The sequence below is a fragment of the Streptomyces sp. CNP082 genome (assembly GCF_059570535.1).
This window is the reverse complement of sequence record NZ_JCANSZ010000047.1, coordinates 14,583-29,105: the sequence shown is the minus strand read 5'-3', so window position 1 is coordinate 29,105 and position 14,523 is coordinate 14,583. Positions and strand designations below refer to the sequence as shown.

The 14,523-nt window shown below is 71.2% G+C and carries 9 protein-coding genes; 1 reads left to right on the top strand and 8 read right to left on the bottom strand.

What is annotated here, in order from left to right:
• Positions 1-245 precede the first annotated feature (245 nt).
• Positions 246-1,157, bottom strand: coding sequence for a helix-turn-helix domain-containing protein (locus B124_RS28675; RefSeq protein WP_496505888.1), 912 nt, complete (start codon positions 1,155-1,157; stop codon positions 246-248).
• A gap of 120 nt (positions 1,158-1,277) precedes the next feature.
• Positions 1,278-1,748 carry a PPOX class F420-dependent oxidoreductase gene (locus B124_RS28670; RefSeq protein WP_496505887.1) on the bottom strand — a complete coding sequence of 157 codons (471 nt, stop codon included), beginning with the start codon at positions 1,746-1,748 and terminating at the stop codon, positions 1,278-1,280.
• 92 nt (positions 1,749-1,840) lie between these two features.
• Here B124_RS28670 and B124_RS28665 point away from each other — a divergent pair, with 92 nt between their 5' ends.
• Positions 1,841-2,758, top strand: a complete 918-nt coding sequence (locus B124_RS28665) for a hypothetical protein (protein ID WP_496505886.1) — start codon at positions 1,841-1,843, stop codon at positions 2,756-2,758.
• Positions 2,759-2,983: 225 nt separating this feature from the next.
• Here the strand turns inward: B124_RS28665 and B124_RS28660 are convergent, their stop codons facing one another.
• The 6 genes from B124_RS28660 to gltB form a co-directional block, all read right to left on the bottom strand.
• Positions 2,984-3,811 (bottom strand): carbohydrate ABC transporter permease, encoded by an 828-nt coding sequence (locus B124_RS28660; RefSeq protein WP_496505885.1) that lies wholly within the window; start codon positions 3,809-3,811, stop codon positions 2,984-2,986.
• Positions 3,808-4,800: a carbohydrate ABC transporter permease gene (locus tag B124_RS28655; RefSeq protein WP_496505884.1), complete on the bottom strand. Its 993-nt coding sequence runs from the start codon at positions 4,798-4,800 to the stop codon at positions 3,808-3,810. The genes B124_RS28660 and B124_RS28655 overlap by 4 nt, the downstream gene beginning before the upstream one ends.
• 33 nt (positions 4,801-4,833) lie before the next feature.
• Positions 4,834-6,135, bottom strand: coding sequence for a sugar ABC transporter substrate-binding protein (locus B124_RS28650; protein WP_496505883.1), 1,302 nt, complete (start codon positions 6,133-6,135; stop codon positions 4,834-4,836).
• A 263-nt stretch (positions 6,136-6,398) separates the two neighbouring features.
• Complete coding sequence (locus B124_RS28645) at positions 6,399-7,946, bottom strand: PQQ-dependent sugar dehydrogenase (protein WP_496505882.1); 1,548 nt, start codon at positions 7,944-7,946, stop codon at positions 6,399-6,401.
• A gap of 259 nt (positions 7,947-8,205) precedes the next feature.
• On the bottom strand, positions 8,206-9,666 hold the full coding sequence (locus B124_RS28640) for a glutamate synthase subunit beta (protein ID WP_496505881.1): 1,461 nt from the start codon (positions 9,664-9,666) through the stop codon (positions 8,206-8,208).
• The gene (gltB, locus tag B124_RS28635) at positions 9,659-14,251 is read right to left on the bottom strand and encodes a glutamate synthase large subunit (protein WP_496505880.1); all 4,593 of its coding nucleotides are present in this window, start codon (positions 14,249-14,251) and stop codon (positions 9,659-9,661) included. Before gltB ends, B124_RS28640 begins: the two co-directional genes overlap by 8 nt.
• Between the last annotated feature and the right edge of the window lie 272 nt (positions 14,252-14,523).

The following is a 14,523-nucleotide window of genomic DNA, read 5'->3' as shown; positions in this document are numbered from 1 at the left end:
GGGTCCTCCCGTGGTACTACGGCAGTGCGCAGATGCGGGCCGTGGTCGGACGATCGGCGTGGCCGCGCGGCCTAGCGTCGCCGGTATGGGCAAGACCGGTGCCCGCGACCGCGTGCAGGCGGTGATCTTCGCCTACGACACCCGCCTGGTGCCCCCCGCTGACCGAACCGACTGACCGGCCCGATGACCGGCCTGGCTGACCGACCCGCCCGCGACGCCGTCCTCCGGCACCCGTGGAAGCCCGGCTACGCCGGTCCCCCGCCCGGCGCCCACGGCGCCCCCTCCACCGCCGGCGGGTCCCCCGGCTCCGTACCGCGGTCGCTCCAGCCGCCCGGCACCGCGCGCCCCTGCTGGTCGCGGAAGCGCACCGGCGCCACCCCCACCCGGCGCGTGAACAGCCGCGAGAAGTACGCCGGATCGTCGTACCCGACCCGCCGGGCGACCGCCGCGATCGGCAGCTCCGTGGCCGCCAGGAGTTCCTTCGCCCGCCCGAGCCGTATCCCCAGCAGGTAGTCCTTGGGGCTGCACCCCGCCGCCCGCCGCACCGCCGAGCGCAGCTCCGCCGCCGTCATCCCGTGCCGCGCCGCGTGCTCGGCGACGGACAGCGGCAGGAAGGCGTCGCGGGCCAGCGCCGGCAGCACCGGGTCGCCGTCCGGCGCCATGTCCGCGCGCGCCCGGCGCAGCGCCACGAGCAGGTCGTGCACGGCCGCGGACGTCTCCACCTCCAGCATCGGGTTGCCGCGGCGGGCGGCGCGCGCGATGCGGGTGACGACGGCGCGCGGCCCGGTGGCGTCGCTGAGGGGCACCACGGGCCGCTCCGGCTGGACGTAGCCCAGTTCGGTGTACGCGGCCACGGCGGGCCCGGTGAAGTCGACGAACGCCTCGTCCCAGCCGGTGGCGGGGTCGGGCCCGTAGTGGTGGACGGTGCCCGGCGTGAGCCACAGCAGCGCGGGCGCCGTGACCTCCAGTACCGGCCCGTCGCCGCCCCGGAACCAGCCGCTCCCGCTGCTGATGACGAGGGCGACGTGGTGGTCGAGTGTGCGCGGCCCGACCACCGGCAGGTCGCCGTACTGCAGCCCGACGCCCAGGCAGACCAGGCCGAGCTTGCGGTGCACCGGGCCGGGAGTGAAGTAGCGCATCCACGTGTGGTGGCTCATCGCCCGCCCTCCTTGCGTCGCCGCCGGGTCCGGACACCGCCTCCGGGCGCCGGGTCCACGCAGAGTCGATCTTCGTCGATGGACGGTCGGGTGGCCAGGGGGTGTGAGTATCCGCCCCGCCTACGCCCCTTCCGACAGCCGCGCGGGAAAGCCCCCGGTGGCCACCGGACCCCACCGCTCCGGGGTGATCCGGATCAGCGACTTGCCCTGGCGCACCATGGCTTCGCGGTACTCGTTCCAGTCCGGGTGCTCCCCCGAGATGTTGCGGAAGTACTCCACGAACGGCTCCACGTCCGCCGTCGCGTCGATCACCTCCGCCGCGCCGTCGACCTGCACCCACGGCCCGTTCCACGCGTCGGACAGCACCACGATCCCGACCCGCGGGTCCCGCCGGGCGTTGCGCGTCTTGGCCCGTTCCGGGTACGTGGACACCACGATCCGCCCCGCGTCGTCCACCCCGCAGGTCAGCGGCGACGCCTGCGGCGAGCCGTCGGCCCGCCGGGTGAGCAGCAGGGCCCGGTGCCTGGGCCGTACGAATTCCAGCAGCCCGGCGAGGTCGACCCGGGTGTTGGTGGCGATGTTCGGACTCATGTGCGTCACGATACGTCGCCGGGGGCCGTTGGCGCGGGGCCCGTAGAGTTGGCGGGAGTCGGACACCCTGTCGGACGCCCTGGGGGTCGCCGGTGGACAGCGCGCGCGAGGTCGTGCACGGCTTTCCGCATCTGCGGACCGTGCGGTCGGCCCTGACGGCGCTCTACCGGCGGATCACCGCGGACCGGCTGCACGCCGACTTCGCCGTCAGCGTCCTCCCGGCCGACGTGGCGCTGGACGCCGACGAGGACCTGCACCTGGGCGTCCAGCGGGTGGCGCACGCGCTGGTGCAGCATCTGCGGCTGCCGGACGCGCGCATGATCGTGAGCTTCCGCGAGATGCCGGAGGCCGCGGTGGTGGAACTGGCCGCGGGCCCCGAGTACTTCGTCGAGCTGAACCCGCGCTTCCGCGAGCACCGCCGGGACGTCGGCGGGGCGCTGGCCCACGAGGTGATGCACGTCTTTCTGGACCGCCTCGGCCTGTCCTTCCCCGGCACCGCGGACAACGAGATCCTCACCGACACCGCGACCGCCTACCTCGGCGCCGGCTGGCTGCTGCTGGACGCCTTCCGGGAGGGCGGCGGCGCCTCGCAGCGGTTCGGCTATCTGACGCCCGAGGAGTTCGGCTACGTCGTCGCCAAGCGCGCGCTCGCCTTCGGCGAGAACCCGGAGGTGTGGTTCACCAGCCCGCAGGCGTACGAGGCGTACACCGCCGGCATGCGCCTGGCCCGCCAGGACGCCCGGCGCCCGCCGCTGACGGCGAGCGGGCGCCTGGGGCGGCACCGGTACACCCGGGACCGCAGACGGGCGCAGGAGCTGTTCGCGCGGGCGGGCGGCGAGGGGCTGACGACGACGGCCGTCCCCGACGACGGCTACGCCTTCGAAAACGGCCCCCCGCTGCGGGTGTCGTTCCCGTGCCCCGTCTGCCACCAGCGGATCCGGGTGCCGGTGAGCGGACAGGTACGGGCGCGCTGCGGACTGTGCAAGGTTGTGCTGGAGTGCGACACTTGAATCCTCCCCCAGCCGAGGCAAGGGGATTCCTGGCTCACGCTGCCTGCGAGTCGGCGACCCGACAGGTCTTCCACGATCAACACCAGCCGGGTTGAAACCAGCCCGGTTTGATACGGCAAAGCTCTGCATGTGCTGTCTTGGTTCTCGATCAGCAGGCGCGGAAAGCTTGGTTCTCGCAACCCACAGCTGGGACACCACCAGACGGCGACGGACCGGTCCGCGCCCTCAGCCCTTGATCGCCCCCGCCGCCAGCCCGGCGGCCAGCCGCCGCTGCACGATCACGAAGAAGATCAGCACCGGCAGCGTGACCAGCGTGGAGCTGGCCATCACCGGCCCCCACGCGGTGTCGTTCTCGCCGAAGAACTGGTAGATCCCGACGGCCGCCGTGTACTTGTCGCTGTCCTGCATGAAGACGTACGCGAAGATGAACTCGTTCCAGGCGGTGATGAACGCGAACACGCTGGTGGCCACCAGCCCGGGCGCCACCAGCGGCAGCAGCACGGACCAGAACATCCGCGGCCAGGTGCAGCCGTCGATGTACGCCGCCTCCTCGACCTCCTTCGGCACGGTGGCGACGAACCCGCGCAGCGTCCAGATCGCGAACGGCAGCGACAGCGCGATGTAGACGATCGTCAGCCCGAGCAGGCTGTTGAGCAGCTCGTAGTCGCGCATCTGCAGGAAGAGCGGGATGACCAGCGCCTCCAGCGGCACCATCTGCACGATCAGGATCATGATCAGCACGGAGGTGCGGAACTTGAACCGGAAGCGCGCCACGGCCACGGCCGCGAAGAGCGACAGCGCGGCGGCGGCCACGATGGTGCCGATGCCGACGATCGCCGAGTTCAGCAGGTAGCGGTCGAAGTCGCCCTCGTTCCACACCCGGCTGAAGTGGTCGAACGACACCCCGCTGGGCACCAGGTCGGACCCCCGCGAGGTGGCCCGCGGGTCCAGCGCCGTGCTCACCATCCAGTAGACGGGGAAGAGGGTGAAGATCAGCAGGCCCGCGACCGCGGCCGGCAGGCCGATGCGTGAGGCCGTCGAGGTGCGCTTCACAGGTCCTCCTCCCCCTGCCGGAAGAGCGTGCGGATGTAGACGAGGGTGATGGCGATGAGCAGCAGCGTGAGCAGCACGGCCGCGGCGGCGCCGGCCCCGTAGTCGTCCTTGGCGAACGCCTCGATGTACGAGTACACGCCGAGGTTCATGACGTCCTCGTTGCTTCCGCTGCCGCCGGGCATGAGGAAGATCTGGGTGAAGACCTTGAAGTCCCAGATGGTCGAGAGGATGGTCACGACCAGGAAGATCGGCCGCAGCGCCGGGACGGTGATGCTCCAGAACCGCTGCCAGGCGCTCGCGCCGTCGATCATCCCGGCCTCGTACAGCTCCTTCGGCACGGTCATCAGGCCCGCGAGGACGGTGATGGCCACGAAGGGGAAGCCGTGGTGGATGACGTTCAGGGTGGCGATGGCGTAGAAGCCGAGCCGTTCGGTGAACCAGTTGGTGGACTCCGGGTCGATCAGCCCGAGGCCGCCGGCGACCTGGCTCATCATTCCGTCCTCCGGCGCGAACAGCCACACCCAGACGTAGGTGCCGGTGACCGCCGGCATCGCCCAGGCGGCCATGATCGCGGTGGAGCAGATCACCCGCCACACGGTGCCCAGGCGGTTGAGCAGCAGCGCGACGAGGGTGCCGAACCCCACGGTGAGGATCACGCAGGCGAACGCGAAGACCACGGTGTTCGGCAGGACCGTGCGCCACAGCAGGTCGTTGGAGAGCAGGTCGGAGTAGTTGTCGAACCCGGTCCAGGTGCCGACGCCGCCGCCGAACTTGACCTCGTACTCCTGCAGCGACAGCTTGCCGACCTCGATCAGCGGCCACAGCAGCAGCCCGGCGAGCACGACGAGGGACGGTGCCAGCAGCAGCCACGGCCGGGTCAGCGTGACCACCCGCTTGCGGCGGCGCGCGGCGTCTGCGGAGGTGCGGCCGGGCCGCGACGGCTCCTTTGCGGGAACCACCGCGGCCTCGGCGGTGAGCGATTCCTTCACGGTGTTTCCGTGTCCTTGTCCGAAAGCCCGGGTCTACTCGGACTTGGCGAAGATGTCGTCCATCTCGCCGGCGGCCTTGTCCGCGGCCTCCTGGACGCTCTGGTCGCCCTTGAGCACGGACTGCACCAGCTTCAGCACCACCTGGCTGGCCTGGATCTCGCCGTAGGAGCTGGTCTTCGGGACGGTCGCGCCGGCCTCCATCATCTGCTTGGCGAACGGCTCGACCAGCGGGTCACCCTCGGCGGCGATCTTCTCCAGCTCGGTGTTGGTGCCGGGGAAGTAGTTCGTCTGCTTGGCCCACTCGGCGGCGAACTTGCCGGTGGTGGCCATCTTGACGTACTCCCAGGCCAGCTCCTTCTTGTCGCTGTCGAAGGTCGACAGGTAGGAGCCGCCGAGGAACGACGGGCTCATGCCGCCGTCCTTGCCGGGGATCGGCGCGGCGCCGAGCTTGCCCTCAAGTTCGGGGGCCTCCTCGATGAACGCCTTGGGGGTCCAGTTGCCGGAGATCGTCATGGCGACGTTCCCCTTGGTGAAGTCCTGGGCCACCTCGTCCTCGCGCCAGGTGGTGGCCTTCGCCGGGGACAGGCCGTCCTTCGTCGCCAGGTCGGTGTAGAACTCCAGGCCCTCGACGGACTCCGGCGAGTTGATGGCGGACTTCCAGGAGTCGCCGTCCTGCACGGCCGGCTCGCCGCCCGCGCCCCAGACGAAGGGCATCGCGAACATCTCCGCCCCGCCGGCGACGGGGAACGGGATCATGTCCGGCTCCTCCTTCTTCAGGGTGAGCGCGACGTCGCGAAGCTCCTCCCAGGTCGTCGGGGGCTTCAGGCCGTGCTTGTCGAATATGTCCTTGCGGTAGACGAGGCCGCGCACGCCCGCGTACCAGGGCATGCCGTACTGCTTGCCGTCCAGCGTGCCCGCGTCCTTCAGGCCCTCGACGAGGTCCTGGTCGAGCCCGGCCGCCTTCACCTCGTCGGTGACGTCCACCAGGCCGCCGGTCTCGGCGAACTGCGGCACCCAGGTGGTGCCGACCTCGGCGACATCCGGCACCTGGTCGGGGCCGCCCTCGATCGCGGTGGTGAACTTGCGCTGGGCGCTCGCCCACTGCTGGTATTCGACGTTGACCTTGGCGCCCGTCTTCTTCTCGAACGCCTTGTTCAGCTTGTCGAAGAACGGCTTGGCGTCGGGGTTGGTCCCCTCCATGATCCAGACGTCGAGGGTCTTGCCCTTGCCGTCCAGCGCGTCACCGCCGCCGTCTGAATCGTCGGAGTCGCTGCCGCAGGCGGCGAGCCCCAGCACCATTGCGGCGCTCACGGCGCCGATGACGAACTTCCGCATGAACCGCTCCCGCTCCTCAGTGAAGCCGAACCTGAACTTGTCTAGACCAGCAGGACGGTATGGACAGGTTTAACCAGTGGTCAAGGGTGACTTCGAGGTGATGCCGAACCGTTGTCTGGGCCGCCGCCAAAGCGTCCACCCGACAATTGTCCGACCATTGACGTTGCGCGCTGTGCAGCCGAAATTATCATCGCCTTCTTTGCGCCGCACGCCCCCGGCGTACGACCGGGGGCGTGCGGGAAGCGCTTGCTGTCTCCGTGGGATCAGCCGGCCGCGGCCCCGGAGGGGGTCAGGGCGCAGGCGTCGCCGTTGAGGTTGGCACGTGCCGGCGGCGAAACGTCACCCGTATGGCTGGCCAGATAGCCCAGGGAGATGCTCTCCCCCGGCTCGATGACCGCGTTGTGGGTGCCGTTGGACGCCCTGATCACGTTGCTGAGCTGCACGAGGTCGGTGTTCCAGTCCGAGATCACGGTCTGGCCCATGGCGAGCGGGAACGTCAGCGTCCAGCCGTCGACCGGCGTGCTGCCCGTGTTGGTGAGCGTCAGGTCCGCGGTCAGGCCGCCGCCCCAGGTCGTCGAGGTGAGGTCGATCCGGCAGGTCGGCCGCTGCCGCTCGAAGTCGACCTTGTGCAGGCCGCCCGGCAGGTCGTTGACGACGTAGAACTCGCCGTCGACCGTCTCGCCGATGTCGGTGATCTGGGTGGGGAACTGGCCGATCTCCGCCTGCTCGTAGCCGCCCTCGCCGTCCTCGCGCAGCGCCCAGACGGCGGAGGAGCAGTAGTCGGTGGCGATGTACGTGCCGCCGAGCAGGTCGGCGTACTGCTCGCCGCGGTAGACCCGGCCGCCGATGACGGAGCAGCCGCCGGTGTACGGGGAGTAGGTGAAGACGGGGTCGGTGTACTCGGCGCCGTCCTCGCACTGCGCCTCGTCGAAGACCACGAGGCCCTCGCGGCAGGACCAGCCGAAGTTCGCGCCGGCCTGCTCCGAACGGGCGACGTGGTTGATCTCCTCCCAGGCCCCCTGGCCGACGTCGCCGAGCCACAGCGAGCCGTCCGCCGGGTCGAAGGAGTACCTCCAGGGGTTGCGCAGCCCGTACGCCCAGATCTCCGGGCGTGCGTCCGCCGTGCCGACGAAGGGGTTGTCCTCCGGCACGCAGTACGGCCGCTCGCCGCAGGTCCGGCTGACGTCGATGCGCAGCATCTTGCCGAGGAGGGTGTCGAGCCGCTGGCCGCTGTCGTACGGGTCGCCGGCGCCGCCGCCGTCGCCGATGGTCCAGTAGAGATAGCCGTCCGGGCCGAAGGCGATCGTGCCGCCGTTGTGGTTCCAGTTCTCGGCGTGCTCCTGGGAGAGCAGCACCTCCAGGCCGCTGTCGTCGAGCCCGTAGCGGGCCAGGGTGACCGCGCCGTCGGGCAGCGCGGTGTAGACGACGTACAGGTCCTGCACCTCGGGGAAGGCGGGGTCGGGGATGACGGCGAGCAGCCCGCGCTCGTTGCCGGACTCGTCGACGACGTCGGTGAGGTCGGCGACGGGGTCCGGGGCGAGGCCGGTGTCGGGGTGGTACGCGCGGACGGTGCCGCGCTTCTCGGCGATGAACAGCCGGCCGCTGCCGTCGCCGGGCGCGGCGATGTCGACGGGCCGGCGCAGGCCGGAGGCCACCTGGGTGGTGGTGACCGCCAGCTCCGCCAGCGGGACTTCGGCGGCCGGAGCCGAACCGGTGACGGTCGGTTCGGGGGCGGCGGCAGCCGTCAGGGGGGCGAACAGGGCGAGCACAGCGGCGAGGAACAGCGGTGCTGTCCAGCGACGTCTGAGCATGTGGACTCCTGGGATACGAACGGGAGTTGCATGACGCGCGCACCTTCCCGGAAGGTATCCGCTACGCCCCCGCCGCACCAGACGGCATCCGTCCCACCCGCCCCCCTCATCCCGCTCAGCCCCGCAGCGCCCGCCGGACGCGCCGAGACGCCCGCCTCAACGGTCGGGGAGAGGCAGGCGCCGCGGATCTTGCTGTTCCGTACCTCGTTGTACGGGACATCCCAGGGACGTGACGTCCTCGTGCGGTGGCGCCGGGGCGTCAGACCGCCAGCGCCCGGTCCGCCGGCCCGATGGGCGCCGGCAGGTCACTGGCGCCCGTCAGCATACGGTCCACGCCGCGCGCCGCGGAACGGCCCTCGGCGATCGCCCAGACGATCAGCGACTGGCCGCGCCCGGCGTCGCCGGCGACGAAGACCCCGGGGACGCTGGTGGCGAAGTCGGCGTCGCGGGCGACGTTGCCGCGCGCGTCCAGCTCCAGGCCCAGCTGCTCGGCCAGACCGTTCTCCCGGTCCACGCCGGTGAAGCCCATCGCGAGGGTGACCAGCTCGGCCGGGATCTTCTTCTCGGTGCCCGGCACGGGCTTGAACCCGCCGTCCTCGAACTTCACCTCGACCAGGTGCAGGAAGGCCACGTTGCCCTCCTCGTCGCCCTCGAAGTGGGTGGTGGAGACCGAGTAGACGCGCTCGCCGCCCTCCTCGTGGGCGGAGGTGACCTTGTACGTCATCGGGTACGTCGGCCACGGCTGGCCCGCGGGGCGCTCCTCGGACGGCCGCGGCATGATCTCCAGCTGGGTCACGGAGGCCGCGCCCTGCCGGTGCGCCGTGCCGACACAGTCGGCGCCGGTGTCGCCGCCGCCGATGACCACGACGTGCTTGCCCTCGGCGGAGACGGGCGGGGCGACGTAGTCGCCCTCCTGGACCTTGTTGGCCAGCGGCAGGTACTCCATCGCCTGGTAGACGCCGGCCAGCTCGCGGCCGGGCACCGGCAGGTCGCGGGCGGTGGTGGCGCCGGCGGCGATGACCACGGCGTCGTAGCGCTTGCGCAGCTTGGCGGCGTCGATGTCGCGGCCGATCTCCACGCCCGTACGGAACTTGGTGCCCTCCGCGCGCATCTGCTCGACGCGCCGGTTGATGTGCCGCTTCTCCATCTTGAACTCGGGGATGCCGTACCGCAGCAGCCCGCCGATCCGGTCGGCCCGCTCGTAGACCGCGACCGTGTGCCCGGCCCGGGTGAGCTGCTGCGCCGCGGCCAGCCCCGCCGGGCCCGAGCCGATGACGGCGACCGTCTTGCCCGACAGGCGCTCCGGCGGCTGCGGCGTGACCGCGCCCGCCTCCCACGCCTTGTCGATGATGGTGACCTCGACGTTCTTGATGGTCACCGCCGGCTGGTTGATGCCCAGCACGCAGGCCGACTCGCACGGCGCCGGGCACAGCCGCCCGGTGAACTCCGGGAAGTTGTTGGTCGCGTGCAGCCGCTCGCTGGCGGCGGTCCAGTCCCCGCGGTAGGCGTAGTCGTTCCACTCGGGGATGAGGTTGCCCAGCGGGCAGCCGCTGTGGCAGAAGGGGATGCCGCAGTCCATGCAGCGGCCGGCCTGCTTGCTGATGACGGGCAGCAGCGAGCCCGGGACGTAGACCTCGTTCCAGTCCTTGACCCGCTCGGTGACGGGCCGGGTCTCGGCGGCCTCGCGGCCGGTGGTCAGGAAGCCCTTGGGATCAGCCATGGAGCGCAGCCTCCATCATCTTCTCGTGGGTCTGGGCCTCGGTGAGGCCGGCCCGCTCAGCGGCGTCCTTGGCGGTGAGCACTGCCTTGTACGTGGACGGGTAGACCTTGCTGAACCGGGCGGCACCCGCGTCGGGGGCGTCCCACTCGGCGAGCAGCTTCTCCGCGACCGTCGAGCCGGTCTCCTCGTGGTGGCGGCGCACCACGTCGTGCAGCCACTGCCGGTCGGCGTCGTCGAGCCGGTCGACGGCGGCGAGGTTGCCCTCGTTGACGTTGGCCGGGTCGAGGTCGAGGACGTACGCGACGCCGCCGGACATGCCGGCCGCGAAGTTGCGCCCGGTCTCGCCCAGCACGACGGCCCGGCCGCCGGTCATGTACTCGCAGCCGTGGTCGCCGACGCCCTCGGCGACGACGAGCGCGCCGGAGTTGCGGACGCAGAACCGCTCGCCGACCCTGCCGCGCAGGAAGATCTCGCCGCCGGTGGCGCCGTACGCGAGGGTGTTGCCCGCGATGACGCTGTACTCGGCGAGGTGGTCCGCGCCGCGGTCGGGGCGGACCACGAGCCGGCCGCCGGACAGGCCCTTGCCGACGTAGTCGTTGGCGTCGCCCTCCAGCCGCAGCGTGACGCCGCGCGGCACGAAGGCGCCGAACGACTGGCCGGCGGAGCCGGTGAAGGTGATGTCGATCGCGTCGTCGGGCAGCCCCTCGCCGCCGAACTTCTTCGTCACCTCGTGGCCGAGCATGGTGCCGACGGTGCGGTTGATGTTGCGGATCGCCACCCGGGCCCGTACGGGCTGGGCCTCGGCGGCCGACGGTGCGGCCAGCGCATCGGCGGCGAGCTTGATCAGCTCGTTGTCGAGCGCCTTCTCCAGGCCGTGGTCCTGGCCGGTGACCCGGTGGCGCGCGGCGCCGTCCGGAAGCTGAGGGACGTACAGCAGCGGCGCGAGGTCCAGTCCCTGCGCCTTCCAGTGGTCGACGGCGCGGGAGACGTCCAGCATCTCGGCGTGGCCGACGGCCTCGTCCAGGGTGCGGAAGCCCAGCTCGGCCAGGAGCTCGCGGACCTCCTCGGCGATGAACTCGAAGAAATTGACGACGTGCTCGGCCTTGCCGGCGTAGCGCTCGCGCAGCACCGGGTTCTGGGTGGCGATGCCGACCGGGCAGGTGTCCAGGTGGCACACGCGCATCATCACGCAGCCGGAGACCACCAGCGGCGCGGTCGCGAAGCCGAACTCCTCGGCGCCGAGCAGCGCGGCGACGACCACGTCGCGGCCGGTCTTGAGCTGCCCGTCGGTCTGCACGACGATGCGGTCGCGCAGCCCGTTGAGCAGCAGCGTCTGCTGGGTCTCGGCGAGGCCCAGCTCCCAGGGACCGCCAGCGTGCTTCAGCGACGTCAGCGGGGAGGCGCCGGTGCCGCCGTCGTGGCCGGAGATCAGCACCACGTCGGCGTGCGCCTTGGACACTCCGGCCGCGACCGTGCCGACGCCGACCTCGCTGACCAGCTTCACGTGGATGCGGGCCTGCGGGTTGGCGTTCTTCAGGTCGTGGATGAGCTGCGCCAGGTCCTCGATCGAGTAGATGTCGTGGTGCGGCGGCGGCGAGATGAGGCCGACGCCGGGCGTGGAGTGCCGGGTCCTGGCCACCCACGGGTAGACCTTGTGGCCGGGCAGTTGCCCGCCCTCGCCGGGCTTGGCGCCCTGCGCCATCTTGATCTGGATGTCGTCGGCGTTGACGAGGTACTCGCTGGTGACGCCGAAGCGGCCGGAGGCGACCTGCTTGATCGCCGAGCGCCGCCGCGGGTCGTACAGCCGGTCGGCGTCCTCGCCGCCCTCGCCGGTGTTGGACTTGCCGCCGAGCTGGTTCATCGCGACGGCCAGCGTCTCGTGCGCCTCCTTGGAGATGGAGCCGTACGACATGGCGCCGGTGGAGAACCGCTTGACGATCTCGGCGACGGGCTCGACCTCGTCCAGCGGCACCGCCGGGCGGTCGGACGCCAGCCGGAACAGGCCGCGCAGCGTCATCAGCCGCTCGGACTGCTCGTCCACGCGCCGCGTGTACTGCTTGAAGATGTCGTAGCGGCGGGTGCGGGTCGAGTGCTGGAGCCGGAAGACGGTGTCCGGGTCGAACAGGTGCGGCTCGCCCTCGCGGCGCCACTGGTACTCGCCGCCGATCTCCAGGTTGCGGTGCGCCGGGGCGATGCCGGAGGCGGGGTACGCCTTGGCGTGCCGGGCGGCGACCTCCGCCGCGATGACGTCGAGACCGGCGCCGCCGATCTTCGAGGTGGTGCCGTGGAAGTAGGTGTCCGTGAACTCCTGGTCCAGGCCGATGGCCTCGAAGACCTGCGCACCGCGGTAGGAGGCGACGGTGGAGATGCCCATCTTCGACATCACCTTCAGCACGCCCTTGCCCAGCGCCTTGATCAGGTTGCGGATGGCGGTATGCGAGTCGCCGTCCGGGCCGGCCTGAAGGTACGTACCGGCGCGGACGAGGTCCTCGACGGACTCCATCGCCAGATACGGGTTGACCGCCGCGGCCCCGAAGCCGATGAGCAGCGCGACGTGGTGCACCTCGCGCACGTCGCCGGCCTCGACCAGCAGGCCGACCTGGCTGCGCTGCTTGGTGCGGATCAGGTGGTGGTGGACGGCGGAGGTGAGCAGCAGCGACGGGATCGGGGCGTGCTCGGCGTCGGAGTGCCGGTCGGAGAGGACCAGCAGCCGGGCGCCGGAGTCGATCGCGGCGTCGACCTCGGCGCAGATCTCCGCCAGCCGGCCGGCGAGCGCCTCGCCGCCGCCGTGCACGCGGTACAGGCCGGAGAGCGTCACGGACTTGAAGCCCGGCATGTCGCCGTCGGCGTTGATGTGGATGAGCTTGGCCAGCTCGTCGTTGTCCAGGACCGGGAAGGGCAGCGTGACGGTGCGGCAGGACGCGGGCGTGGGCATGAGCAGGTTGCCCTGCGGGCCGAGCGCGGAGTGCAGCGAGGTGACCAGTTCCTCGCGGATCGCGTCCAGCGGCGGGTTGGTGACCTGCGCGAAGAGCTGCGTGAAGTAGTCGAAGATCAGCCGCGGCCGGTCCGAGAGACCCGCGAGCGGGGTGTCGGAGCCCATGGAGCCGATCGGCTCCGCGCCGGTGCGCGCCATGGGCGCGAGCAGCACGCGCAGCTCCTCCTCGGTGTAGCCGAAGGTCTGCTGGCGGCGGGTGACCGAGGCGTGGGTGTGCACGATGTGCTCGCGCTCGGGCAGCTCCGGCAGCGCGACGATGCCGGCGTCCAGCCACTCCCCGTACGGGTGCTCGGCGGCCAGCTCCGCCTTGATCTCGTCGTCCTCGACGATGCGGTGCTGCGCGGTGTCGACCAGGAACATCCGGCCGGGCTGCAGCCGGCCCTTGCGTACGACGCGGGCCGGGTCGAAGTCGAGCACGCCGACCTCGGAGGCCAGCACGACCATGCCGTCGTCGGTGACCCAGTAGCGGCCGGGTCGCAGGCCGTTGCGGTCCAGGACGGCGCCGACGAGGGTGCCGTCGGTGAAGCTGACACCGGCCGGGCCGTCCCAGGGCTCCATGACGGTGGAGTGGTACTGGTAGAAAGCTCGGCGGGCCGGTTCCATGGACTCGTGATTCTCCCACGCCTCCGGGATCATCATCAGCATCGCGTGCGGCAGCGACCGCCCGCCCAGGTGCAGCAGCTCCAGCACCTCGTCGAAGGAGGCGGTGTCGGAGGCGCCGGGCGTGCAGATGGGGAAGACCCGCTCCAGGTCGTGCGCGCCGAACAGCTCCGAGTAGAGCTGGGACTCGCGGGCGCGCATCCAGTTGCGGTTGCCCTGAACCGTGTTGATCTCGCCGTTGTGCGCGATGTAGCGGTACGGGTGGGCCAGCGGCCAGCTCGGGAAGGTGTTGGTGGAGAACCGGGAGTGCACCACGCCGATGGCGGTGGTCAGCCGGCGGTCCGACAGGTCGGGGAAGAACGGTTCGAGCTGCCCGGTGGTCAGCATGCCCTTGTAGACCAGGGTGCGCGAGGACAGCGACGGGAAGTACACGTCGGTCTCCCGCTCGGCGCGCTTGCGCAGCACGAACGCGGACCGGTCCAGCTCGATGCCGCTCTTGCGGGCCGCCGGGTCCGCGGTGGCGCTCTCGACGAAGAGCTGGGCGAACGACGGCATGGTCGCGCGGGCGCCGCTGCCGAGCAGCTCGGGCGCCACGGGAACCTCGCGCCAGCCGAGCACGGCGAGGCCCTCCTCGGCGGCGATGGCCTCGACCCGCTCCCGTACGGCGGCGGCCTCGGCCCCGGCCACCGGCAGGAAGGCCATGCCCACGGCGTACGAACCGGCCGCCGGCAGCGGGAAGCCCGCGACCTCGCGCAGGAAGGCGTCCGGGACCTGCAGCAGGATGCCGGCGCCGTCGCCGGTGTCCGGGTCCGAGCCGGTGGCACCGCGGTGCTCCAGGTTGCGCAGCACCGTCAGCGCCTGCTGGACGAGTGCGTGGCTCGCCTGACCGCTCAGCGCGGCGACGAAGCCGACCCCGCAGGCGTCGTGCTCGTACCGGGGGTCGTACAGCCCCTGCGCTGCAGGGCGGGCCGCCTGGGATGCGTGCCGCATCGGCTCTCCCGTCGTCGTCGTGGCAGTGATGCGTGCCGAGGGACGACGTTGGCCCTGGCCGAAATTTCGTGCAGGTTACATGATGACCTGCAGCTCAGGAAGCGGATACTGCGTATCAGCATCCGGACACCCCGGGGTCGGGAGTGCGCCCCGCAAAGCGGGGGATCTGCACTGTTCGTGCAGGAGAAAGTGCGGGCGGCATTGCCCGCGGTTCCCGTCACATGCCCGCGGAGGTCCGGTTCGAAACCCGGCAGAAATAGATCACGAGTGCG